Genomic DNA, 26,283 nt, shown 5'->3' with positions numbered 1-26,283 from the left:
CTGTGGGCTTTTTTGTAACCTATGGAAGGTTGCAAGGAGTGGGAATTATACCCACCACATTTCACCAAGCGGTTCCTTGATGAGAACTTGTTGAAGATTCTGCACAGCTTTCGAGAAGCCTTCGTCAACGGACATTAATCCGTCTTCGTGCTCGATGCTCACGACATAGTCATAACCAACAAGACGCAAAGCGCTAATGATATCAGCCCATACTTTCATATCATGACCATAACCAACAGAACGGAACTGCCAAGCACGGTCCAGCATGTTCGTGTAGGACTGCATGTCCGTTACACCATGACGGTTGACGTTGTTCACATCTAGAGATGTATCTTTGGCGTGGAAATGATGAATCGCTCCAGCGCGGCCAAGAATTTGCACAGCTTGTACGGGATCGATTCCTTGCCACCACATGTGGCTCGGATCGAGGTTGGCCCCGATTACATCGCCAGCTGCTTCACGCAAGCGGAGAAGGGTTGCTGGGGTATGTACGGAGAAACCGCCATGCAGCTCTAGCCCGATTTTGATATTGCGGTCAGAAGCGTATTTACCTGTCTCAGTCCAGTAAGGAATGACTTTATTCCCCCACTGCCAGTCCAGAATCTCTTGGAAATCATTCGGCCAAGGAGCAACCGGCCAGTTCGGATATTTAGCATCCTCATGGTCGCCAGGGCAGCCTGAGAAGGTGTTCACAACAGGAACCTCTAAGCGCTCAGCGAGGTCGATCGTTTGTATAATAGCGTCGTGAAATTCTTTGGCGATGTGCTTTTGCGGGTGTAGCGGGTTACCGTGTGCACTAAGTGCGCTGATTGTTAAACCGCGGGATTCCACCGCATGTTTGAATGCTTTAAGTTTGCCGGCATCAGCCAGCAATTCGCTTGGGTTGCAATGTGATGTACCAGGATAGCCCCCGGTACCAATTTCAACGGCATCCAAGCCCTTCGATGCAATGTAGTCCAAAGCTTCCTCGAAAGGTTTTCCACCGAACAGAACCATAAAAACGCCTAACTTCATAGGTACACCTCCATAAATGGTAAACAGCCAAACAAATTATACCACTATCATCCAGTAAAATGAAGCAAGCCTTTGTAGATGCGAAGCACGGTCTCATAATTAGAGCTATAGATGATAACAGAGAATGTTACCAGTGTTTGTGTCACGAAACAACGGAAATAAAAGTAAGTTTTCGACACCTTCTTTTTATTCACGGTAGTCAGTTTAAGCAGGTTTTCGATAGCTAGAATGAGGCCATGATAGAGCCCGTAGAAGAAATATAACCAGGTGAAGCCATGCCATAAGCCCATCAGCACCATGATAAGGATGGATAGACTGGAGGCGACCCAACGCGAGGGCACTGTACGGGAGAAGAACATGAAGATATGGTCACGGAAAAAGTCGCCCAGTGTTGCGTGCCAATTGCGCCAAAACTGCGTCATGGAAGGCGAAAAGAGCGGACGCTTGAAGTTTTCAGGCATCGTGTAGCCCATTAGACGTCCGAAACCGATGGCCATATCGGAATAGCCGGAGAAATCCATGTAAATCAGTATGTAGAACCAAATTAATAGAAATAACGATTGATGCGTATGCAAGTCCTGCTTCAGCACTTGATCGAAGATGCTGGTCATCCACGTGACGACAACGATTTTTTTGAACAAGCCTAGAATGATGCGTTTAATACTATTTTCGAAGAGGGCAGCGTCTACGGTGTAAGGCTTTTTGCTGTCTGCCATAAAGTCGCGAAATTTCAAAATTGGGCCTGAGGTGAAGGTTGGAATAAACAACAGATAATTCGCGTAATCAATGGCGGGAACTTGACCCTCTTTGCCAAAGAAATAGGCGAAATAATAGGCGTCGATGACTTTGAGCACGTTATAAATGAGGCCTAAATAAATAACTGTATCGAAAATAGGATTATGGAAGATGCCCATAACGAAAAGGCGAACACCCAGAAATACACCAATGACATTAGCGGCAATGGCTAATATAAAGGTAGCTTTCCGCCAAATGGTCGTCCGGCACAAATAGACGAAACCTATATAGTTAATGACAGTGAAGGCCGCATAAAATACGAGCAGCTTCTGACTGAAAAGCAGCAAAAAGCAAAGGCTGAAAATAATCATTAGAATGCGTTTGTTGTCAGCCCACTTCCGCGTGAGCATTAGAACAGCGATCATGCCAATCATGGCGATCATGGCGTTCATGTGCATATAAAACATAGCTAAAGTACTCCTCGCTTGAAAAGCTTATTCCTACTTGAATGTCACCTCTGATAAGGTCAGAGCTTTAAAATTTCTCATAGATAAACAAGCCCTTGCCGGTGAAATAAATGAATACCAAATACAGCATCGCGAGATAGATCAGGACTTCGATGGTTTTCCTAAGGATTTTAACCATGTGTCTACCTCCTTCGTAAATAGCGGAGCGCCTTCTTCACGGTTCAAATGAACAAGATCATGGAAGTAACGGGGATCGTATGTGTGCATCAAATCCAATACCGGTATATTCGCAGCGTTCAGCTGGTTGTTCACCTCTTGTTTGAGGGAGGCGACGTAAGGCGGGTCGGCGTAGCCTTTATTCCAAGGCATCCAGATCACTCGCACAGACAGCTTATGCTCGCTCGCATAGCGAATCACCCACTGCATTGCAGCTAAATTATCCTTGAAGTCTTTCAACGTCATGGCGCCAAAGCGCTTATCATAATCAGCCCATTTGGTTTTCAGGAATTCATCATCCTTACGCCCAGGATACAGCTCTTTGTCGATCCATCGCGGTTCATAAGCGAGGCTTCCTTTGGCCAGATTACGAGCAAATTCTTCACCCGAATCTCGGAAATAATCCCGATAAGTATAAACATAAGGCTGGTACCAAGGTTTGAACCATGGGTAGGTTGGATCTGTTTCCAGAGCATCCAGCATGGTATGGACATCGATGCCGATGACCAGTTCATCTTGGACCTGGTATAAGTTTCTCTCCAGAATGCCTTTGAGATCCGTGAGCTTGCCATAAGAAAGCCCCATCTCGATCAAGTGGGCATCGGACTTCTCTTCGATATAAGCACCCGTCACGGAGGAATTACCGAAGAAAACCGGTCCCGAATGAGACCAGCTGTGGTGGTAGAGCGTTTTGGTAAAGTCGTTTTTGTAGAAACGGCGTGTGCTAACCATCGGGTTCCACCAGGAGATAAGCAGGTCGGAAACGACAATCGCTAGCAGCAGGCCCAGCACGAAGCTATTCTTTTTGAGAAATGTGGCTGCTTTCAACGGGATCACTCATTATCTTGTATGGGATGGATGATACTCACGAGGAGTCATCAGAAGTAATCATGTGGCCCATAGCTGTTTACCGACTGCAACATGTACAGGCAGGTCATACAGCGTATGGGCCATTAAGGTTATAAGATCATAGAGAAGTGAAATTCAATGAGTTACAGCGCTTTGTCCTGCCAAGCCTGGTACTGCTCGCGGAAGGTTGCAGGCCATTGCTGCTCATCCAATCCGTATTGCGCCAAGAAAGCGAAAGCCCAGCGCTCGATGCCGAAGCCTACACAGCCGGTCACGGCGTTGCGTTTGCCCATTTTAATATTAAAAGCATTGCCGAACGTGTTGCTGTGGAAATTAACGGATGAGCAGGCAATCGATTTCTTAACATGAGGAATCGTTAGGCGCAGCTCGTATTTCATCTCTTGATTGCGTTGGAAGGACGCTTTCACTTGGAAATCGTTCGTGAAGAACGGATCGTTGGCGATCTCCATCATGCTGTCAACCTGCCATTCAACGGCAAGCTCTTTCAGATACTCAATGGATTTCAGACGATTTTCTTTGACGAAGTCTGGCTTGCCGACGAAAATAATTTCACGCATCGAGAAGTCGAGCAAGCGTCCGAAATCACTGTGGTTTTTGGACTCAAAGCGGTGACATTTGGCAATGGCGGTAACTACGATGCCGTCGCCTTCCAGCGTTTCATTTTCCAGCCCCTCATAGCAGTGATAGCAAGTAGAAGGATTCATCATGAAATTTGGCTTCACCATGTTGTTATCCAGCGCCAATGGCTGTTCAGCGTTCCAACCGCCAGCTTCGCGAATGGACTGGGAGAATGATTCGATGACGTCCAGGTCTTCACGCAAATGGGTGACGAAGTGAATATGTTCAGGGAAGGAAGTGAAATGATTCGTCTTGTTCAAGGTATGACTATGAATGACAGCTGGATAGGATTCTTCCTGCATGCCTTCAAAGCGTTTGGCAATCTTCGTAACGAAGGAATAGTCGAGGAACCGCATCAAGCTGGAGAAGGGCTCACGGAAAATGAAAAGACCAGGCTCCAATACCTTAATGGCTTTGCGCTCTACGAGCTCGGCAATAATATCGCCTTCGTAGGGGGTGTCCACTTTATTTTCGAACAAAATATTTTCTTTGAAACCAAAATCGCCATGCGAGAAACGTTCGATCAGGCGTTGAACGCGTTCTGTAATGCCCTCGTCCCCATGGGGAGAGTTATGCGTAATTACAATGTGGCCATCAACCAAGGCGATATCTTGAATATGCTCATCCGCGAAGGCAGATGCATATTTGACTTGTCCATGCTGGCTTTCAGCAAGACCTTCTAGAGAAATTCTACATGTCATCATGAAATGGTTACCTCGCAGTCTTCTTGGAAATAAAATCGGCAATTTCGCTTACGGTGTTCATGGAGTACAGCATAAGATCTTGATTCGTGACTTGGATGCCGTACGTTTTCTCGATATGAGCGATCAATGCTGTGGCACCGATCGAGTCGATAAATCCATAATCGAACAGATGAACATCAACGTCAAAATCATCGTCGTCCTCGGCAATTTCGTAACGCTCGCGAATATGCTGTTCAAGCTGCGCTAATAAGTCTTCATTAGACATGATGGAAAGCCTCCTGGTTAATGGAAAGTGGTAGTAATTCAGTCTTAAGCTACTGCTTAAGACTTGTCTTGCTAGCGAAAGAAAGAGTTGCTAGATCCCCATAGCGGGTGATCGTGTACATGTGAGTTGAGGCATCATAGGATACCTTCACATCGGTTGTATCAAAGGTCAATTCAGTAGGACTATATATCTTCACTTGCTGCAATCCGGCTGATTTCAGTTCTAAATGATGGGCAGTTCCTTCAAGTTTCAGAACAAAAGGGACATTCGAACGTACAACATGAAATTGATCCTTCTGGGGGCCAATCCCGATGGAAGTTGGTTTAGCCAAACCAACATAGAACTTAGTATCTACCGTTGTATAGGTGTCGGAATCGCTTTGCAGGGAGTATAGCGCCAGTTTTTCACCTTTTTCGATGACGACTCCCAGCGTGGAAGCATATTCATCCGCCAAGGTCGGCACGTTAGCTGAATTCGGTGTCAGTGTCGCATGGAAATGCGGACTGCCGCCAGCTAATCGATCCTTCAGCTTGTCCCATAAATAGGAAGCCCAGGACTGGCTGATCCGAATCTCGCTTTTCATAGCGGTTAAGAACGATTTGGCCATCTGATTTTCGGTCATAAAATTATAATCATGCTTCGTGCGAAGCTTGTCAAAGTAGTCAGCGAACTCGGCTAAATCAGCAATTTTGGCAGGTACGGGAAAATGGTACTCGATGTGCTCAAAATAATCAATCGGCATATCCAATTTCACCATGGATTCAAAGACATCTGTCGTCGCGTAATCGCCTGTCCGCAGCACCGGTGTCGGTGTGTGGATGAGCATCGTTTGATCCGTCTTGCCTTCCTTATCCTGTAGAAGAAAAGGAAGAGACCAAACGGCATCAGGACGGGCAATGACGGGCGATTCGGAAGGCAGGAACCCGAAGTTGTACCACATGCCTTGCTGCTGCTCGCTTTGCAGCGTTTGGGCATGGTCCTCGTTATTGATGCGCCATGTATGCTGATTCGTACCCGGATGCAGCCAAGGAATGCCTAGCTTGTCAAAGGCTTGCTTGTGCAAAGTCAGCTCGGTCCGCTCTTGATCAGCACTTTTGAAATTATGTACAAACACATGAGGATTCAAATCCAAATGGTTATCACGCGCATATTGGATAAATGCTTGAAGCTCCGCAGGATAAGGAAACTGCGGGTCGTCGATCGAAACGGGGGACCCGAATTCGATGCCGCCGACGACCAGATCGTCTTTGCCGTCGTGATTGAGATCGACCCATAGCGGGACGGAGTAGTGGCCAGCAACCAAGGCATGATTGCCGACTTGGTTGAGGGTTGTGCCCTCCAGGGGACCTTGTGGCGTCCAAGCGCCGTCAGCGCCTTGGAGATACACCTGCAGGTCCCCGTCGCTGCTGCCGACTACGAGATCGAGTCGGCCGTCGTTGTTCAGATCGCGCGCGCTGGGCGCGGCGTGCGTGGCTTGGTTCGGCAGCGTCATGATCACGCTGCCTTGTGCCAAGTCAAGGGCCGCTGCGCTGCGGCCCTTGTAGAGCCACACTCGTCCATCGGCTCCGCCGAGGACGAGGTCGAGCTTGCCGTCGCCGTCGATGTCGGCGACCAGCGGCGCTGCAGGCCCTCCGGGCAGCTGCAGCGGCTTTCCGCCCGCGAGCACCGCCGCGGGCTTCGCAAACCTGCCGCTCGCAAGCTGCGGCACAGCCCACACGGCCCCGGCCTCATCGGAAACGATGAGGTCCGGGCGGCCGTCCCCGTTCACGTCTGCGGCGTGAACGGTGCTGTAAGGGCCAAGCTGGAGCGGCGCGCCGCTCTCCAGCAAGATCTTCTCCGGCGCGCCGAACGTGTCCGGCAGCGCCAAGCCCTCGGGCGGCGGTTCGCTCGCGTAAGCCGCCGCCGCAGGGCCAAGATTCGTGTACTTATACACGAATCCATCCGCACTGCCGGCCAGCAGATCGATGCGGCCATCGCCGTTCAGATCCGCCGCGGCCGGGTACGCGCGGTAAGGCAGTTCAATCGCGCTCGCCAGATCGCGATACTGAGGGAACAGCGCCTGGCGCAAAGGTTTGCCGCCAGACATGACATGCAAGCCGCTGGCGTAGCCGGAGCCGGGCAGCTCGCCGACGAACTTGGGCTGCGCGTTCGTCCCCGTGTTCAGCTGCACCGTCACGCTCTCGCGCCATTGTCCCCAATAGAAGGCGTTGCGGACGAGTGTAAACGAAGGAACTTCGTTATACTTCTTGAGCAGCTCCGCCCAAGCGATGCCGTCTTTCTGCTGAATGGCCGACATCGCCTCAAAATGATTCTGAAACGCCATAGCCGGCCGCCCGTAAGGGCCAAGAACCTTGCGCACACTGTAGCCCAGTGTTTCCTTCGCTACGTAAGAGAGCAGCTCGCTGCGGTACTGCATGTTCGCGGCAGCAAAATCGAAATTGAAGTAAGGCTCAATCGGCAAAGCTCTTTTATTGAAATAAGTCGTTCCAGATACAGGCTTGCTCTCCGCTTGATATTTAGCAGCCCATTGCGAGAAGCCGAGCTTCGGGTCCATGCCGCTTTTCATATCATAGCCGGTTGGAAAATACCGATTCGGCAGAAAGTTGCTGCTGATCAGGACGGTGCCTTTGCCCACGTGATTCTGCATGGCGAGTGAAATCGGCTGTCCGGGCGTGGTCATGGCAACAAGGGTTTGTCCTGTAGAAGGAACAAAGCCGAACCCCATATGGAAGCCAGGCATGTCGTCCAAGGCGTGATGCTTAAGATAACTCTGACTAAATAACTGAAAGGTTTGCTGTAAGCCCTGCAGATTAACGGGAACCTGCGGGTAAGTAAGACTCGGTGTGTTGGTTAGCGTAGTTAGCGGTAATTTCTGCAAGTCAACAACACTCGCAGCACCTAGAAAGTCTAGCGGAAAGCTGGTAGAGAACCCATTTTCAACTAATAAATGGCCGCCATGCTTCACATATCCGGTTAGCTTTTCTGCTTGTACGGACCACGCGGCATCTTGCGCCAGCGCAGGATCCAGATAGATGGCATCGTACTTGTTCAGCTCTTTTGCGGATAGATTAGGCAGGTTTTGTTTGTTAAGCTTGATTCCTGCTTGCAAGGTTTGTTGGAAGTTTCCGTAGGCTGCCGTATCATATACATCCCCGCTCGTCGCATAAAGGAGCTTAGTTTCGTCTACTTTTGGTAAAAATAGTAGGATGCAGAGCATGATGAAGAGGCAAAGGCCTAGTCCAATCACTACTGGAAGAACGCGAATTTTCGACAAAGCCAAAGGGATCCCTCGATTACTGTAATGGTCACTATCCTTGACATTATAGCATTCATAGGTAAGTTTGTTAACTTCTAAAGGGGTTGAGCGCGCGTAGGCAATGATTGGAATTGTACAGGGTGTGTCGGATTCTGGGTAACTTTGTAATTGCTTGATGCCCTAGATTCCTACCTATCCTTTCTGTTACACTAAAGAGAAGACTTTGAGGATGACCCGAGGATCTATTATTGAAAGGATTTGCTGCCATGCGTACGATACGCAGAGAAGATATAGAATTGTTGGCCCCTGCGGGGGATTGGGATTGTTTGCGAGCGGCTGTTGCCAATGGGGCGGATGCCGTGTTTTTTGGTGTGGAGAAATTTAATGCACGAGCTAGAGCGCATAATTTTACGATGGCAGAATTGCCGGATATTATGTCGTTTCTTCATCTATATGGGGTTCAGGGCTTCCTGACGTTTAACATCCTCGTTTTCGAGGAAGAGTTGAACGAGGCGAAGCAGTTGATTGAGGCTTGTGTGGATGCGGGTGTCGACGCGGTTATTGTGCAGGATCTTGGTTTGGTTAAAATGATTCGCGAGATTTCTCCGGATTTCCCGATTCACGGATCGACACAGATGACGATTACATCGCCGGAAGCTGTTGAATTTACGAAGCCGTTCGACATCGAACGCGTCGTTCTTGGTCGTGAAAATAACCTGAAGCAGATCAAACAAATCGGGGATCAAGCCAAACTTCCGATGGAAGTTTTCGTGCATGGTGCGCTTTGCGTTTCCTACTCAGGTCAATGTTTGACTTCCGAAATGTGGGGTGGGCGCTCCGCCAATCGCGGGGAGTGCGCGCAGGCTTGCCGCTTGCCGTATGACCTGATGGTGGATGGCGTTCAAAAGCCGATGGGTGACGTCACTTATCTGCTTTCTCCGAAGGATTTGGCGGCCATTGAGATTGTGCCGGAACTGATTGAAGCTGGTGTGCGTTCTTTTAAAATTGAGGGGCGTTTGAAAACCCCTGAATACGTGGCTAATGTCGTGAGTAAATATCGCCGTGCCATTGACCGTTATTTTGATGGTGAGGATGCTCGTCCGTCGAAAGATGAGGTTCGTGAGCTGCAGCAAAGCTTCTCGCGTGGATTTACCGTAGGTTTCTTGAATGGAACCAACAATAAGCAGCTTGTTGACGGCACGTTTCCCAAAAGCCGTGGGGTTTTCGTTGGCCGTATCAAGCAAATTTTGCGCGATGGCGTGATTTGCGAGCTCGAGGCGCCGATTAAGCGCGGAGACGGTGTCGTCTTCGATGCCGGGGACCCAACGAAGAAAGAAGAAGGCGGGCGAATCTATGATTTGCGCCGCAAAGGAGAGAAGCTCGAAGGCGAAGCCGAGGGCGGACTCATCGAAATTATTATGGGCCGCAACGATGTCGAATTAAGTCGTCTGCATGTCGGCGACCGCATTTGGAAGACGAACGATCCACATCTCGACAAGCGACTGCGCCAGACCTTCGAGACCGATAAGCCTTACCGGACATTCCCGGTTAGCGTCAAGATTAGCGGTGTTGAAGGCGAGCCGCTCAAAAGCTGGTGGACAGATATCCGAGGCGGCCATACTGTCTTCGTACAATCCGAGCTTCCGCTGGTTCGCGCGGAAAAAAGACCGATGGACGAACAGCTCTTCACCGAGCAGTTCGGTCGCCTTGGCGGCACGATTTACGAACTCAGCCAGCTGGAAGTCCAGCTGGTCGGTGAGCTTATCGTGCCGATGCGCGAGCTGAACAGCATGCGGCGCAGCGCTGTTGAGCTGATGGAAGACGAGCGGCAGAAGCCGCGCGCGTACAGGAAGCGTGACGTCGGCGTGTACGACGACGTGCTTCCGACTGCGGCTGCGTACCAAGCCGCCGCTGCGAATACGCCTGCGCTATCCTTAGCGGAGCGCAGCGCTGTAGAGCTAACTGCGCTTTGCCGCAACCTGGATCAGGTGAAGGCTGTGCTGGAAACGACAGATGATGTACAGCTCATTTATGCTGATTTTGAATTTATTAAGCAGTTCCCTGCAGCCGTTGAAGCTGTCCATGCAGCTGGCCGCCGAATCGCCTTGGCGACTCCGCGGATTCATATGCCTGGGGAAACGGGCTATTTTAACAATATTCTCAAACTTAAGCCTGATGCGGTGTTGATCCGTAACACGGGGGCTGCCTACTTCTTCTTGAAGCATCGCTTGGAGAATCCAAGTGCACCGCAGCCGCAATTAATCGGTGATTTCTCGCTCAATGTGGCCAATCACAAAACAGCGGCGCTCTTCTTGGAAGCGGGTCTCTCCAAAGTGACGCCTTCGTACGATTTGAACATTCAGCAAATGGTTGATTTGCTTCGTCGTTCCGAAACGTCCAAACTGGAGGTCGTTATTCACCAGCACATGCCAATGTTCCACACGGAGCATTGTGTGTACTGTACGTTCCTGAGCGAAGGAACCGACTTCACGAACTGTGGCCGTCCTTGCGAGGATCACAGCGTTTCCTTGCAGGACCGTGTGGGGATGTCGCATCCGGTGCGTGTCGATGAAGGCTGCCGCAATACGGTATATAATGCCGTCGATCAATCAGGCGCAGAATATTTGAGCCATTTCATGGATCTGGGTATTCGCGCATTCCGAGTCGAGTTTCTTGAGGAAACGCCGGACAAAGTCCGTGAAATCCTGGATTTGTACCGCCGCGCAATCGACGGACAAATCAGCGGAACGCAAGTATGGCGTTCACTGAAAGCGACCAATCAGCTAGGCGTTACGCGCGGCCAATTGGTGAAGTAAGGATCCATAGATGGGGAATTGACCCAGCGCCTTTTAGGTGCTGGGTTTGTTGTATATATTTACTGTCATTTGTTTGACGCCCTGAATAATATGTTACAGCTGATGCCTACGCTTAATGGACATAAGAAGAAAGGGTGGCGATGGATAACAATGAAAAGGACATATAAGTTCACTGAGATCGCTGGTAAAATCGGAAAACCGCGAGCAGCTGTGATGGAATGGTCAAATGATTTTCGTGAGTTTCTTCCGACTAAAGCTATTGGCGGATCGCTAAGGTACACAGAAGAAGCTATTGAAATCTTTGAGATCATTGCTAAGTTGAGCGATGCCAATAAACCGCTTAAATGGATAAAAGAACATTTACGGGAAATGCGTCAGAAAGCAGCGAATGCACTTCATGATGAAAAGCCTTTATCACCTATACCGACTGTTGTTCCTGACTCTAATTTATCTCCCTCCGCAGATCATTCGATTTCACCTCCAGTTATGAACAACTCTAACTTGCAATTAAGCAAGGAAACCGTGGAATTAAGTCACATGGTACAGCTCCTCGTGCAAAAGATAGAAGCGAATAAATCCCCAATGAATGGAATGGGCAAAGTAGACGATCTCAATCAAAAGGTGGGTATATCGTCTTTAGCAAGTGGCGGGCGTTTGTTGCCTATGCTGGATCAATCAATGGCTCAGTTCGCTCAATTAAGCAATGAAGTTGCGGAACTTAGTAACATCATCGAGACGCTTAAATCAAAGGTTATCGAAGTTTCTGGTTTGTCTGAAGAAGTAACGGAATTGCGAAATGTGATCCAGATTCTCACGCACCATATCGTTAATTTGTTCGAACAGGACACAAGTAGTGAGGTGGCTGCCACATTAGCATTTCTGCATAGAGAAATAGAGGGTGCAGCTGTTGAAGTACAAGGATTGAAGAATGTGATTGAAACCGTTCAGCAGAAGGTTGTTGAAGTTTCGGAGCGAGATCTCCGAGGCGAAATACTTGCGTCCACAACGGAGCTATTGAACCAACGGCACGAGAGCATTTCGATGGAAATACGGAACTTGCATAAGGGGAATTATCTCCATACGCAAAAGGTGACAGAACTGCAAAATGTGATCGAAATGGTGCAGCAGAAGGTTGTTGAAGTTTCGGAGCGAGATCTCCGAGGTGAAATACTTGCGTCCACAACGGAGCTATTGAACCAACGGCACGAGAGCATTTCGATGGAAATACGGAACTTGCATAAAGGAAATCATCTCCATACGCAAAAGGTAACAGAACTGCAAAATGTGATTGAAACCGTTCAGCAGAAGGTTGTTGAAGTTTCGGAGCGAGATCTCCGAGGCGAAATACTTGCGTCCACAACGGAGCTATTGAACCAACGGCACGAGAGCATTGCGATGGAAATACGGAACTTGCATAAAGGAAATTATCTCCATACGCAAAAGGTAACAGAACTGCAAAATGTGATCGAAATGGTGCAGCAGAAGGTTGTTGAAGTTTCGGAGCGAGATCTCCGAGGTGAAATACTTACGTCCACAACGGAGCTAGTGAACCAACGGTACGAAAGTATTTCGATGGAAATACGGAACTTGCATAAAGGAAATCATCTCCATACGCAAAAGGTAACAGAACTGCAAAATGTTGTCGAAACCGTGCAGCAGAAGGTTGCTGAAGTTTCGGAGCGAGATCTCCGAGGTGAAATACTTGCGTCGACAACGGAGCTAGTGAACCAACGGTATGATGAAATGTCTCAACAATTAATATCACAGCAAAGACTACTAGACAAGATTGCCAAAATTTTAGGTTTTTAACGCCACTGAAAAACGCTTGTTTTGATTTTGTGAAATTGACTAAAGTAGGTAAAGGCCTACCATTTGCCGATTCTAAGGAGATACAACATCAAACTGAGACTGCCTTTTTTTCGGCGGGCTCAGCTTGCTTTCGCGTCGATGCCGACTGATTCGGTCGGTGAGACAGTCTCTTCGGCAGACTCAGCTTACTTTAGCAGCTATGCTGCTTTTTCGCACGATGAGACTCAGGCAGCCGGGTAATTCCTGCGAATATGCATCCTTTTCGGCTTGGAAATAAGTAAAAAGGTGAAAAGCCTGCAATCATGCATCCTTTAGAGAACTTTTTTCGATTCTAGGACGGAAAAGCTTAAAAAGCCTGCACTATTGCAGGCTTTCTCGATTTTCAGACGATTTGAACGAAAAAGGCTGCACTATTGCAGTCTTTTTCAAAATTGGTGCGGTGAGACGGCCTTTTCGGCAGGCTCAGCTTGCTTTCGCGTCGATGCCGACTGATTCGGTCGGTGAGACGGTCTCTTTTGGGCAGTCTCAGAGCGAGTTCTATGCTTTTTCCCCTTATAAGACTGCATCGTTTATAAGATTGGGACTTTTTCAGTGGCTTCGCAGCTAGGGGTTTTTTATTGGTTAAACACATGCGATTTCAGTCTGCTTTCTAGCATTCGATGATTTAGCATCCTAACAACCTCAACAACCATATCTCGTTCGTTCATAATTTAGACACATTTTTTTAATCTATTTTTCAGATTTGCTTAAGGTTGGTTTATTGTTCCACGGGTATAGTGATGATGGTTATATAGAACGAAAAGAATGAATGGGGGATCTTGGATGCTTGAGGTCAAACAAGTCAGCAAGCTGTACGAAAATGCCCGAGGCGTGCATAACATCGATTTCTCGATGCAGCGCGGCGAAATCGTCGGCTTCTTAGGGCCGAACGGCGCTGGCAAAACAACGACAATGCGCATGATTACCGGCTATTTGAATCCAACACACGGGCAAATCTGGGTGGATGGCCACTCCATGGCGGACAACCCGAAGAAAGCACGCCGCAAAATCGGCTACTTGCCGGAAACACCGCCACTCTATCCCGAGATGACGGTGCAAGCTTACTTGCGCTTCATCGCGAACCTGCGTGATGTGCCTGCCCGCGAGCAGAAGCTGCGTGTCGGCGAAGCCATCGACAAGCTGGGCTTGCAAGGTCGCGAGAAGCAGATCATTCGCTCCCTCTCTAAGGGCTATAAGCAGCGCTTAGGTCTCGCGCAAGCTATTTTGCACCAACCTGATCTGCTGATTCTGGACGAGCCCACGTCCGGCCTCGATCCGAAGCAGATCATCGAAATCCGCCAGCTGATTCATGAGCTGGGTGAGAACCATACGGTGCTGCTGAGCACGCACATTTTGCCGGAAATTAACGCGATCTGCAACCGCGTGCTGATTATTAACCAAGGCCGCGTCGTACTGGACGAGCGTCCCGAGCATCTCGGCCGTACGATGGGCGAAACGTTCGAGGTGTCGCTCGAGGTCAAGGGACCTCGCGAGCGGATCTTGACCGAGCTGCGCAGCCTGGAGGCGGTCGCAGAGGTCAAAGAAGTCGACACAGCCCTACCGGCGGCGTCTGACCAAGCCAGCGAGCCTATCTCCGACGCAGCTGAACTAGCAGTAGTCCAAGAGCCGGCAGCGGAATCTGTGAAGCTGCTCGTTACTTCAGCGGATCGTACCGATATCCGTGAAGCGCTCTTTTTCCGCTTAGCCGGTGCTGGCTACCCGATTCTCGAAATGAAGCGGGAAAGCCTCAGCCTGGAGGATATTTTCCTCAAGCTGACGACCGACGAACCTGCGGCACCCGACTCTGTTCCGAACGAGGAGGTAGATACCGATGCGTAGAGTCTGGGCGATTTGCTCCAAAGAGCTACAAATGTATTTCTTTTCGCCGGTAGCTTATGTGGCGTTTGCTTTCTATGTGCTGCTGTCGAGCTTTTTCTTCTATATCAATTTCGTTAACGGCCAGCCGCCGATTGTCGATGCGCGCTCCGTTGTGGGCAACACATCTTTCGTGTATCTGTTTATCATCCCGCTGCTAACGATGCGGCTCATCGCCGATGAGTTCCGTCAAGGAACGGATGAATTGCTTCTCACCTCACCTGCGGGCATTGGCGAAATCGTGCTCGGCAAGTATTTATCCGCTTTTATCGTGCAAATCGGACTCGTGGGGATTAGCTTAATCTATCCGCTGATCATGTCGACCTTCGGAACCTTGGATAAGCCTGTCATGTGGCTGTCCTATCTGAGCATGTTCCTATTAGGCTGTGCGATGATGGCGATTGGCTTATTCGCATCCAGCTTATCCAACAACCAAATGGTTGCGGGTATGACCGGTTTTGTTATGCTGCTGTTGCTTTGGCTGCTCGATTGGGTCAGCAGTGGGATGACAGGTAAACTGAAGGATTATGTGGGTCAATTCTCATTGACGAGCCACATGACGAACCTGCAAAAAGGCGTCCTGCATGGCGGCGACATCGTCTTTTATATCACATTAACAGCGGTTTTCCTCGTTCTGAGCATACAAGTCCTTGAAAGAAAGCGTTGGAGGTGAGCAGGATGAACAAGTGGATACGGGGAACTAATGCGACAGTTTTATCGATCGCTGTCATCGGTATTTTCATCATTCTGACCATTTTCCTTCACTCGCTGAAAGGCTTTCAGGTCGATTTGACGAAAAATAAGAGCTTCACGCTCTCCGAACAAACAGTGACGACACTCAAAAACTTAAATCAAGATATTCATATTATTTCCTTCACGAATAGTGGCGATGGCAATGAATTTATTACACGTCAAGTGACGGATATGATTACCGAGTACAAGAAGCAAAACAGTAAAATTACGTACGATGAATACGATATGCTGAAACAGCCGTCGATGGCTAAGCAGTATGGCGTTGATCAAGGTGGAACGCTTGTTTTTGAAATGGGCACGAAGAAACAAAATGTAAATTTCTATGAACTATTTAACGGACAGCAGGACGGCTCCTACACATTTACAGGTGAAGAGAAGTTTACACAGGCCATTACGAGCCTAACTTCCACAGAAAAACACACCGTTTATTTACTTTCCGGTCACCAGGAATACCCGCAAACGGCGATGACGATTTTGAAAAGCAGTCTGGAAGCCGCCAATTATGTGGTGAAAGACCTCAATCTTTATGTCGAGGGCAAAATACCGGACGATGCGCAAATGCTGATGCTGCTTGGACCGCAAAATGACCTGAACGATAAAGAAGCGGAACTGATTCAGGCTTATTTGAAGGATAAAGGCAAAATTTATATCGCGCTGGGCTTCAATAAAGATATGGCGACCAAGTGGAAAAATATTGATGCGATCATGAAAACTTACGGTATCGTTGATCAACATGCCATTGCGATTGAGCCAAAACAAACGTCGCTATATGATCCATTAACGATTATTCCTGACTATGGCTCACATGAAATTACGAATAAACTGTCTAGCAACAATTTGGTGACGATGCTGTCGCTGGCTGCCAGCTTGACTGCAGATGAGAGTGCGCCGGATTATACCCAATCGCTGCTCTTGAAAACAACAGATAAAGCTTATGGTGAAACAGATATCAATCTGTTGGCCCAATCGAAAACCAAGCAGGATGCAACTGATATTAAAGGTCCGCTCAACTTGGGTTACGCGATTGCGAACAAAGATAACAAGCCTAAGGCTGTTATTTTGGGCGGCTCGACGTTCGTGCTGGATCAAGATATTCAGAATCAGGGCAATAAGGATTTCGCGATGAACAGTATTGGCTGGCTGCAGGAGCAGAAGGATCAAATCACCATCCGTCCACGCCAAGGGGATGCGTTCCAGCAAGCGATGATTACGCCTAGCCAAGCGAATACGATTTTCTTAGTTACGATTGTGTTCTTGCCTCTCTTGTTCTTAGTCATTGGCGGCTTGATCTGGTGGAGGAGGAGACGAGGATGAAACGGTTTATTCCTACGATTCTGTTAGTCGTTGTGTGCATCGGGGCGTTCTGGTACGCCTCCAGCCAAAACTTCTTTCAAGAGAAAAAAGAAGAGCCGAAATCACTCGTTGTTCTTAAGCAAGAAGATGTGCAATCGCTCAGCGTCCAAACCGAGGAACAACAGGTGGAGCTAGCACGCAACGGCAGCGGCTGGGATATGAAGAAGCCGGCAGCAGCGCCAATCAATGCGAATCAAGCGGATTCGTGGTTGGATGCTCTGGGCTTGGTGAATTCTACCAAATTAGTGGAAGATCAACCGAGTGACGTTGCCAAATACGGCTTGGATAAGCCTGTGGCTGCATATGAGGTTCAGCTGAAGGATGGCTCCAAAAAAGGGTTGAAGGTAGGGACGGCGCTTCCTATTCAAGGCTTCTCTTATGTTCAGGTTGAGGGTTCACCTGCTGTGTACCAGGTAAGCGATCAGTCACTCACTGGCTTAAGCAAAGCATCTGTTGATTTTGCCGACACCAGCCCGTTCAAATTTGAGAACGACAAGGTGCAGTCTGTCAAAGTGACGTGGAAGGGTCAGTCCTGGACACTTGCCAAAACGGATAAGGATAAAGTTGCCGCTGAGGCGAACTGGAAGCTTGGAGATAAAGAGTTAAAAGGCGCGGACGCCAATCCGCTGCTCGATAATCTGATCTTCCTTCATAGTGCGGCTCTGCCGCAGCCCGCAGCTCAGAAGCCTGTTGCAGGCGGAGAGCTTAAGGTAGAACTTGCCTTGAGCGTAGATGGCAAAGATACAACCGAAGTGTACGAAGGCAAGCTGGACCAAGACCAAGTCTGGTTAGCTAAGCAAGGGGGGGCGTGGGCCTATCAGCTCACAACTGCCGATATCCAGAAGTTAGCGGATGCTTATGCCGGCAAACCGGCTCAGCCCGCCTCATAGCGTGTAAGGAAGACTGCTCCCTGTAGTGATTTTACTGCGGTGGAGCAGTTTTTTAGCTTTTTTTACCAATGTCACATAAAACGGCATATTTTGGGAAACCTACAAGAAAGGAATGGAAAGGAGGTAACAACGACATGTACAACAACCAAAACCAAGGGAACCAAACCATTACTGGCAAAGAGCTCTCGTACTTATCGGACACGTTGAAAAATGAGGAATTGTTAGCCAAACTTTGCGTGCAAGGAGCAGCTAACAGCCAGAGTCAATCTCTGAAGCAAACGTTGTCTCAACTATCCCAGGAGCGCCTGCAAAACGTCAGCATTCTCATCAATACCTTGCAGCAGCAATCCGGAATTACCCATTAATCCCTACATACAAGAGGAGGTGCACGAAGCATGTATCAACAAAATCAGAACTCGTATCAACAGCAACAGCAGCAATCTCAGCAGCAAGTACATTTGCAAGAGCAGGATTTCGCGAATTTCGTTCTTTCCGAGCTTAAGCGCAGTGCGCGTGAGTATACAACGGCTGCACTGGAAGCGGCGAATCCGCAAATCAGACAGACGTTTCAGACGTTATTGCTAAAAACTTTGCAAGATCAAGCAGCTGTTTTCAATGAATTGCAGAAACTGGGCGCTTATGAAGTTCAACCTGCGCAGCAGCAGCAAATTCAACAAGAGCTGCAAAAGCAAAGCCAGACCGCAGCGCAGCTGCAGACCTTTGTTCAACAGAATTTGAACAGATCAACCACGGCTAGCTATCAACAGCAGGATCAGATGGCGATCGGGCAGCAGCATGCTCAGCACCAACAACAGCCGCAGCACCAGCCGCAAAGCCAACAACAGAATCAAATCGCGGCTTTGCATCAAGCGCCCATTCAGCCGATGATCAATGCATCCCAATATCCGAATGCGGTGTACAACAGCCAAGGACAGGGCTTCGCCTCTCACCAGCAGCCAAGCTATACGAACCAACAAGGACAAAGCTATCAGGATCAAAGCTATGGACAATCCAGCTATGGTCAATCGCAAGCTGGTTACTCGGCGTCATCAGCTTTTGGCTCGACCGAGAGTACGCCTATAACTAGCAAAACAGCGAATACCAGCATTACATCGCGTGCCCAAACCGGTATGCTAGCTCCTTCTTCAAGCGCTGCGAGCGAAAGCTCCTATATCAGCAAGCATCATGAAGGAAGCAAATACAGCTTCTAAGCTGTCTGCTTCTACACCAAAGACGTCTGCAGCCCATCTGGCTTCAGGCGTTTTTATTTTCATCTCATTCCAATGTTTTGTCCCACTTTTCTCATAATCATGGTATGGAACTGGCTTGTCACACATATATAAGAGACAAAGGATGTCCAAACTTATGAGAAAAGGGTGTATCTCTGATGAAAAAAACGTGGATTTACGGTACAGCGACTTTAATGGTTCTTGGCGCATTGACAACCGCATGTGGCTCCAAAGAAGAGGTAGCAAGCTCTAATCTAGGACCAAATACAGCGACAACAGTATCGCAAGGAAAGACGGAGAGCAGTGTGAAGACGGTCGCCTCCAACGCCAAACCGGCCATTGATGCTCAAGTATCCAAAGTAGACGGAAGAAACGTGACGATTACCTATCAGACAACGAATTTCCAATTATCCGCTGATCATATGAATCAAAAAGCGGTACAAGGTGAAGGGCACCTTCACCTCTATGTTGACGGCAAGCAAAAAGCGATGATTGGGAAAACAGGCCCGTTAACACTCAACAACTTGGCAGCCGGTAAACATGAAATTAAACTCGAGCTTCAGCAAAATGATCACACAGATCTCAAGGTGGAGAAAATCCTTAATATTGACGTAAAGTAAGTAGAGAACATTTGTACGTATTTAGCCGGAAATCAGGCTTGAACGAACATCAGCCGACACTAGGTGCATATTCCTTGAAAAGACGGGCAATTAGCCCGTCTTTTGTCATTTGACACACCTGAATACGTAGCATAGACTGTTGTTAGTATGGCAATATTGCCCCTAATCGGAGGGAAACAGTTGATCGTCGATATACGCAAGTGGAAGCATGTGTTTAAGCTTGATCCGGATCGTCACATTTCAGATGAGGCGTTGGATCGCCTTTGTTTGTCAGGGACGGATGCCATCATGGTTGGCGGCTCTTCCGGAGTAACCTTTGATAATACGGTGGATCTGCTTTCGCGGATTCGTCAGTACGAGGTGCCTTGTGTGCTGGAAATTTCCAATCAAGAAGCGATTGTTCCTGGGTTTGATCTTTTCTTAATTCCTGTTGTGCTGAATGCGGATGATCCGAGGTGGATCGTTGGGCAGCATCATGAGGCACTGAAAGAATATGGTTCCATGTTGAATTGGGACGAAATTATAGCGGAAGGCTATATTATTTTGAATAGCGAAGCTACGGCTGCTCAGCTGACGTCTGCTCGCACGAACTTGGATGCCAGAGATGTTGCCGCATATGCGCGTATGGCGGACAAGCTATTTCATATGTCTATTGTGTATTTGGAATACAGCGGCGTGTTTGGCGATATGGAATTGGTACGGCGGACGCGGCAAGTGCTAGAGAATGCCCGTTTGTTTTATGGCGGCGGGATCGACAGCTTGGAGAAGGCGCAGCAGGCAGCGGAAGTCGCAGACACGATCGTCGTGGGCAACATTATTTATAGCGATTTGGAGCGGGCGCTTCAGACCGTGAACGTGAATTTTGATAGAACAGGAAGGTAACTTTATGAACGAGACAGTCAATATCTTAGATGCGATTAAAAGGTTGAATCCCGAGCAGCGCAAAGCGGTTGAAGCCGTAGATGGGCCGCTGCTGATTATGGCTGGAGCGGGAAGCGGGAAGACGCGCGTGCTGACGCATCGAATCGCTTACCTCATTGGCACGCGGAGAGCGGCGCCGTGGAGCATTCTGGCCCTGACCTTTACGAATAAAGCAGCACGTGAGATGCAGGATCGTGTGGGCAAATTGGTAGGCGGCAGCGGCAACGATATCTGGGTCTCTACGTTTCACTCCATGTGTGTGCGGATGCTGCGCAGAGATATTACGCGAATCGGTTTCACTTCGAATTTCACTATTCTGGATTCCGGCGATCAGCTCTCTGTCATCAAAACGTGCTGCAAGGAGCTCAACATTGACACGAAGAAATTCGAGCCGAAGGCCTTCCAAGCAGCGATTTCCACAGCCAAAAATGAACTCATCTCTCCTAAGCAATTTGAAGATAAAATCGGTGACTACTTCGATGGATTAACCTCCAAAATTTATACGCTCTATCAGAAAAAGCTAAGAAGCAACAACTCCCTGGATTTCGATGATCTCATCATGGCCACCATTCATTTGTTTAACGAAGTTCCGGAAGTGCTGGATTACTACCAAAACAAATTTCAATATATCCATGTGGATGAGTATCAAGATACGAACAGAGCACAGTACATGCTGTGTCAGATGATCGCGGCCAAACATAAGCGAATTTGTGTTGTAGGGGACAGTGACCAGTCTATTTACCGTTGGCGCGGGGCTGATATTACGAATATTCTTAATTTCGAAAAAGATTATCCGAATGCCACTTCCATTCTATTGGAGCAGAATTATCGCTCAACCTCGAATATCCTGCAGGCGGCTAATAAAGTCATCGCGAACAACACAGGCCGCAAGCCCAAAAACCTGTGGACCGATAAAGAGGGCGGCGTTGGCATTAAGCTGTACCAAGCGGATACCGAGTATGAAGAAGGCTATTTTGTTACGAATGAGATTAACAAAAATAAGTCAAACGGCAAGAAGTTCGGTGATCATGCGATTTTGTACCGGACGAATGCCCAATCCCGGGTCATTGAGGAAATTCTGATCAAATCCGATATCCAATACACTATCGTTGGCGGCGTAAAGTTCTATGATCGGAAAGAGATCAAAGACATTTTGGCGTACTTGCGCCTAATCTCAAATCCAGACGATGATATCAGCTTGAATCGTATCGTCAACGTACCGAAGCGGGGCATTGGCGATACCTCGATGGACCGAGTGGCGGATATGGCAGGGCGAAGAGGGATTTCGCTGTATGCGATGCTGGAGGAAGTTGATTCGCTTGAAATTACGTCGAAGGCGAAGCACGCTTTGGCTGATTTCCGTGAAATGATTGAAAACCTGAACCGTATGGTTGAATACTTATCGGTTACCGAGCTGACGGAGAAGATTTTGGAGCTGTCGCAGTACCGCCTCGAAATGCAGCGCGAGAATACGATTGAATCCAAGGCTCGTCTCGAAAATATTGAAGAATTCCTGTCTGTGACGATGGACTTTGAGAAGCGGAATGAGGACAAGTCTCTCATTTCCTTCTTGACCGATCTGGCGCTGATTGCGGATATTGACACACTGGACAAAGAAAAACCAGAAGAAGAACAAGATGCCGTTGTGCTTATGACGATGCACAGCGCCAAAGGACTCGAGTTCCCGGTTGTTTTCATCATCGGGATGGAAGAAGGCGTCTTCCCGCACAGCCGTGCTTTTGCCGACAACGAAGAGCTCGAAGAGGAGCGCCGTTTGGCCTATGTCGGCATCACGCGCGCCGAGCAAGAGTTGTTCCTCACATGCGCACGCATGCGCACGCTCTTCGGCCGCACCGCGGCGAACGCGCCGTCGAGATTCCTCCAGGAGATTCCGAAGGAACTCCTGGAGAACGTCACGAGCGGCAACGCCATCGGCGGTGGATTCTCGCGAGCTGGCCGCAGCGGCGGCAGCTCGTGGGGCAGCAGCGCTGCATCGACGACGAGCCGCGGTACGACAGGCTCGTCCGCTTGGGGCACGCCGTCCTCCTTCGGACGGCCATCTGCTGGCGCGGCTGCGCCAAGCCCTGCAGCCGCCGCCAAACCGGCTGCGCCAAGCCCTGCAGCCGCCGCCAAACCGGCTGCGTTCCGGGCTCCCCAGCCGGCCGCAGGCGGCGCGGTGCCAGACTACAAAGCCAGCGACAAAGTGGCGCATGGCAAGTGGGGCATCGGCACCGTCGTGTCCGTCAAAGGCTCGGGTGATGACACCGAGCTGCAGATTGCTTTCCCGGCGCCAGTAGGTTTGAAGCGCCTGTTGGCTAAATTCGCGCCGATTACCAAACAATAGGTCATGAGTTCATCTGTTGAAATCCCAATTCCCTATTTCCCATTAGAGAGGAAGAGCCCGTAATGACAGATGCCATCGCGGCAATGAAAACCCTCATTCAAGAAATCAATAAGCACAATCACAATTACTACACACTGGATCAACCCACCATTACAGACGCGGGGTGGGATGCTCTCTATGATAGACTGTCCGCCTTGGAGAAGGAGACAGGAACCATCCTGCCATCCTCGCCCACCCTGCGTGTGGGCGGCGACATTCTTAAAGGCTTTGAGCCGCACCGTCATTTGGCAAGACTTTGGAGCTTGGACAAAGCGCAGAACGCTGCGGACCTGCAAACCTGGCACACGCGCGTACTCAAGCTAATCGCGGATTACAACAGCAAGAATCCTGAACAGCCGCTGCCAGACCCTACGTTTGTTGTCGAGCTGAAGTTCGATGGTCTCACGCTGAACCTTACCTATGAACAGGGGAAACTCGTCCAAGCTTCTACACGAGGCAACGGAACGATCGGCGAAGGTATTTTAGCCCAAGTCAAAACGATTAAGTCCGTTCCCTTGGAGATTCCCTATGACCAAGGAGTTCTTGAAGTTCAAGGCGAGGGCCTGATGTTCCTTTCCGTGCTTGAGGCGTACAACCAGACGGGCGCAGATCCGCTCAAAAACGCGCGCAACGCAGCAGCTGGAGCTCTGCGTAACTTGAATCCTAAAGTAACGGCAGAGCGGAAGCTGAACGCCTTTATCTACAATGTAGGTTATTCGGACGGCATCCAATTTGAGAATCATTTTGATATGGTTCAATTTCTCCGTGACAATCACTTCAAAGTGAGCAATCGTACGCGGTATTTCAGCACGATTGAGGAAGTTAGCGCTGAACTGGAGCAGATTGCGGAAGAACGCCTCACCTTCGATTTCTTGATCGACGGAAGCGTAGTGAAGCTGACCGATATGAGAACAAGAGAAGTGCTGGGATATACGGATAAATTCCCTCGTTGGGCGATCGCGTATAAGTTCGAAGCCGAAGAAGCAACAACCATCTTGCAAAGTGTTTCATGGGAAGTCGGCCGCACCGGCAAAATCACGCCGCTGGCCCGCGTTGAGGCCGTAGATCTCGCAGGGGTTACCGTACAGAACTGTACGCTCAACAATGTCGGCGATATCGAGCGCAAAAACCTCAAGCACGCCTTGGGCAGCCTCGTCTACATCCGCCGCTCCAATGACGTCATTCCGGAGATTCTCGGCAAAGTCACCGAGGAGAATGACGGAGAAGAGATTGTCGCTCCGACGTTCTGTCCTTCCTGCGGCAGTGAGCTGGAGATGCGCGGGGCTCATCTCTTCTGCCTGAACCGTCTAGGCTGCAGTCCGCAGCTCGTTGGCCGGATGTCGCATTTCGCTTCGCGCGATGCGATGGATATTGAATTTTTCAGCGAGATGACCGCATCACAGCTGCATCAAGAGCTGGGTGTCAATGATCCTGCGGATCTTTACACGTTGCAATTCGACGATCTCGTCAAGCTCGATCGTTTTGGAGAGAAGAAGGCGCGTAATCTTCTGGACGCGCTGGAGAAGAGCAAGTCTCGTGATCTCGCCTCCTTCCTCTACGCCCTCGGGATTCCCAACTCGGGCAAGACGACAACCAAGGTGCTGGCTGACTATTATCGCAGCTTAGAGAAGATCATGGCGGCTGCGCCGGAGGAGCTTATCGCCCTTCCTGACGTAGGGGGAATTGTTGCCGATAGCATTCATTCGTTTTTCCGCGACCCTGTGATGGTGTCCAGCATTGAACGAATGCTCGCCGCAGGTGTTAATCCGATTGCCGATGAACCGGCTGTCGTTCTGGCTAGTCCGGATAATCCGTTTTTCGGTAAAACCATCGTCCTTACAGGCACGCTGTCAACCATGGGACGCGACGAATGTGCGAAGAAGCTGGAAGCTCTTGGCGCCAAAATATCCGGCAGCGTTTCTAAGAAAACGGATGTCGTCATCGCTGGGGAAAGTGCCGGCAGCAAGCTGACCAAAGCACAAGGACTGGGCATTCGTATTATTGACGATGAGCAAGAGCTTTTGCAGTTGTTGGGTGAAAGTTAAAATTCAGTAGTGATTAGGGGGAGACAACGCCATGTCCAAGCTGCTTCATATTGTTAATGGTGATGCTTTCGGCGATAAGCTTCGAGCTTCAGGTATCGATGGGGATATTTTGGTGTGGCGTGAATCTCTTTATGAAGGACCTATCGGCATGCAGATGTCGGATAGTGTCCTTTTGCCTATTCGTGCAGCTTATATGAATCGCCGGCATTGTATTCCGGAAATGTTATTTTCCTCTGCGGTACGAGAGCAGGAGGAAGCGCTGGATAACCTCGCGACGAATGTAAGTGAAGTTGTTCTCTGGTTGGAGCATGACCTTTACGATCAATTGATGCTGCACTATCTCTTGTCACGGATGTATGCGATGCCCAGTCGAGCCTTTCAACTCTTTCTTTTGAACATTGGCGAGTTTCCCGGCATAGACTTATTTTATGGATTAGGGCAGTTGACAGTTGATCAAATAAAAAGTCTTCATCACAAGTGGGCGCCAGTACAAGAAGATCAACTTCGCCTTGCTTACAAAGTATGGGCAGCCTATTCGGCTTCTGAGCCGTTGCCTTTAGCTTCTTTAATAGAAGAAGACCTATCCCTTTTTCCTTTTCTTAAAAAGGCCCTGCAGGCCAATTATGATCGTTATCCATCTAAGCTTAATGGCTTGAATGCCATCCAGCAGCTTATTCTGACGCTGTTGGCAGAAGCAGAAATGCCTATCTCGCAGTTATTTCATCAAATCAGTAAAAGCATTAGCGGATATGGTCTTGGTGATTTGCAGTTTTGGAGTATCATCGAGGACCTCCGGCAATGCGAAGTTCCTTTGGTTCAATTAATCGGAGGAGACAACCTGCCGAGATACGGAGATCCTTTGCCACCCGGATTCGAGAATTGGCGAGTGAGAATAACGGAATGGGGCAAGCTTGTTCTTGGGTGTGAACAGGATCATCTTTTCCTAAGTGGCATAGATGACTGGATTGGCGGCGTTCACTTGCTTGGTAAAGAGGGGATTTGGCGTCAAAACACCGCAACCATGGGGTTTTTGAGGATGTAAGATAATGGATGTAAAAAGACGCTTGCAATTCGTTTTGAAACCTGATAATATATGTTCTTGTCACCGCAAGAGCGATACATTAACGCTTTAAACGGTAACGTAGTAAAGCTCCTTGAAAACTGAACAAATGAATGAAGCAAATCAGCAAATTCAGTCACGCAGTGACTACAATTGAGATTGCAAAATCTCGCTAGCAAGTCAATGAGCATTTCAGCTTTCAGATATACGGACGAGCAATCGTTCGCTACTATGGAGAGTTTGATCCTGGCTCAGGACGAACGCTGGCGGCGTGCCTAATACATGCAAGTCGAGCGGAGTATTTCCTTCGGGGAATGCTTAGCGGCGGACGGGTGAGTAACACGT

19 protein-coding genes and 1 rRNA gene are annotated in these 26,283 nt (G+C 49.1%); 14 read left to right on the top strand and 6 right to left on the bottom strand.

Going from position 1 to position 26,283, the window contains the following annotated elements; translation table 11 throughout:
- Positions 1–45: 45 nt before the first annotated feature.
- The 6 genes from HQN90_RS28145 to HQN90_RS28120 form a co-directional block, all read right to left on the bottom strand.
- Positions 46–1,014 (bottom strand): sugar phosphate isomerase/epimerase family protein, encoded by a 969-nt coding sequence (locus tag HQN90_RS28145; protein WP_173225101.1) that lies wholly within the window; start codon positions 1,012–1,014, stop codon positions 46–48.
- A gap of 47 nt (positions 1,015–1,061) precedes the next feature.
- Complete coding sequence (locus tag HQN90_RS28140; RefSeq protein ID WP_173225098.1) at positions 1,062–2,216, bottom strand: MBOAT family O-acyltransferase; 1,155 nt, start codon at positions 2,214–2,216, stop codon at positions 1,062–1,064.
- Positions 2,217–2,357: 141 nt separating this feature from the next.
- Positions 2,358–3,269, bottom strand: coding sequence for a hypothetical protein (locus HQN90_RS28135; protein WP_420851092.1), 912 nt, complete (start codon positions 3,267–3,269; stop codon positions 2,358–2,360).
- A 155-nt stretch (positions 3,270–3,424) separates the two neighbouring features.
- Positions 3,425–4,624, bottom strand: coding sequence for a class-II aminoacyl-tRNA synthetase family protein (locus tag HQN90_RS28130; protein WP_244209139.1), 1,200 nt, complete (start codon positions 4,622–4,624; stop codon positions 3,425–3,427).
- A gap of 7 nt (positions 4,625–4,631) precedes the next feature.
- On the bottom strand, positions 4,632–4,889 hold the full coding sequence (locus tag HQN90_RS28125; RefSeq protein ID WP_079415029.1) for an acyl carrier protein: 258 nt from the start codon (positions 4,887–4,889) through the stop codon (positions 4,632–4,634).
- A gap of 49 nt (positions 4,890–4,938) precedes the next feature.
- Positions 4,939–8,169, bottom strand: coding sequence for an FG-GAP repeat domain-containing protein (locus HQN90_RS28120; RefSeq protein WP_246362885.1), 3,231 nt, complete (start codon positions 8,167–8,169; stop codon positions 4,939–4,941).
- A 242-nt stretch (positions 8,170–8,411) separates the two neighbouring features.
- Here HQN90_RS28120 and HQN90_RS28115 point away from each other — a divergent pair, with 242 nt between their 5' ends.
- The 14 genes from HQN90_RS28115 to HQN90_RS28050 all read left to right on the top strand — a co-directional run.
- Positions 8,412–10,961: a U32 family peptidase gene (locus HQN90_RS28115; RefSeq protein ID WP_173225095.1), complete on the top strand. Its 2,550-nt coding sequence runs from the start codon at positions 8,412–8,414 to the stop codon at positions 10,959–10,961.
- A gap of 150 nt (positions 10,962–11,111) precedes the next feature.
- Entirely contained in the window at positions 11,112–12,770 is a 1,659-nt protein-coding gene (locus HQN90_RS28110; RefSeq protein ID WP_173225092.1) for a coiled-coil domain-containing protein, read from the top strand.
- Between the two features lie 822 nt (positions 12,771–13,592).
- Positions 13,593–14,648, top strand: a complete 1,056-nt coding sequence (locus HQN90_RS28105) for an ABC transporter ATP-binding protein (RefSeq protein WP_173225089.1) — start codon at positions 13,593–13,595, stop codon at positions 14,646–14,648.
- On the top strand, positions 14,641–15,357 hold the full coding sequence (locus tag HQN90_RS28100; RefSeq protein WP_173225085.1) for an ABC transporter permease subunit: 717 nt from the start codon (positions 14,641–14,643) through the stop codon (positions 15,355–15,357). The genes HQN90_RS28105 and HQN90_RS28100 overlap by 8 nt, the downstream gene beginning before the upstream one ends.
- Positions 15,358–15,362: 5 nt before the next feature.
- Positions 15,363–16,751, top strand: a complete 1,389-nt coding sequence (locus HQN90_RS28095; RefSeq protein WP_173225082.1) for a GldG family protein — start codon at positions 15,363–15,365, stop codon at positions 16,749–16,751.
- Positions 16,748–17,680, top strand: a complete 933-nt coding sequence (locus tag HQN90_RS28090; protein ID WP_173225079.1) for a DUF4340 domain-containing protein — start codon at positions 16,748–16,750, stop codon at positions 17,678–17,680. The genes HQN90_RS28095 and HQN90_RS28090 overlap by 4 nt, the downstream gene beginning before the upstream one ends.
- Before the next feature lie 134 nt (positions 17,681–17,814).
- Positions 17,815–18,045, top strand: a complete 231-nt coding sequence (locus tag HQN90_RS28085; RefSeq protein ID WP_173225076.1) for a hypothetical protein — start codon at positions 17,815–17,817, stop codon at positions 18,043–18,045.
- 30 nt (positions 18,046–18,075) lie between these two features.
- Entirely contained in the window at positions 18,076–18,891 is an 816-nt protein-coding gene (locus HQN90_RS28080) for a spore coat protein (RefSeq protein ID WP_173225073.1), read from the top strand.
- Between the two features lie 176 nt (positions 18,892–19,067).
- Positions 19,068–19,529 carry a DUF6130 family protein gene (locus HQN90_RS28075; protein WP_173225071.1) on the top strand — a complete coding sequence of 154 codons (462 nt, stop codon included), beginning with the start codon at positions 19,068–19,070 and terminating at the stop codon, positions 19,527–19,529.
- Between the two features lie 180 nt (positions 19,530–19,709).
- Positions 19,710–20,411, top strand: coding sequence for a heptaprenylglyceryl phosphate synthase (gene pcrB, locus HQN90_RS28070; protein ID WP_173225062.1), 702 nt, complete (start codon positions 19,710–19,712; stop codon positions 20,409–20,411).
- Positions 20,412–20,415: 4 nt separating this feature from the next.
- Positions 20,416–22,794 (top strand): DNA helicase PcrA, encoded by a 2,379-nt coding sequence (pcrA, locus tag HQN90_RS28065; protein WP_173225059.1) that lies wholly within the window; start codon positions 20,416–20,418, stop codon positions 22,792–22,794.
- Between the two features lie 62 nt (positions 22,795–22,856).
- Complete coding sequence (ligA, locus tag HQN90_RS28060) at positions 22,857–24,878, top strand: NAD-dependent DNA ligase LigA (protein ID WP_173225056.1); 2,022 nt, start codon at positions 22,857–22,859, stop codon at positions 24,876–24,878.
- A 31-nt stretch (positions 24,879–24,909) separates the two neighbouring features.
- A complete protein-coding gene (locus HQN90_RS28055) occupies positions 24,910–25,920 on the top strand; it encodes a DUF1835 domain-containing protein (RefSeq protein ID WP_173225053.1) in 1,011 nt (336 codons plus the stop codon).
- 246 nt (positions 25,921–26,166) lie between these two features.
- Positions 26,167–26,283 (top strand): 16S ribosomal RNA (locus HQN90_RS28050); the annotation flags it as partial.

It is taken from the genome of Paenibacillus alba (assembly GCF_013204855.1).
Taxonomy (GTDB): Bacteria; Bacillota; Bacilli; order Paenibacillales; family NBRC-103111; genus Paenibacillus_E; species Paenibacillus_E alba.
The sequence above is the reverse complement of the archived record's forward strand: the minus strand, read 5'-3'. Positions and strand labels throughout refer to the sequence as shown.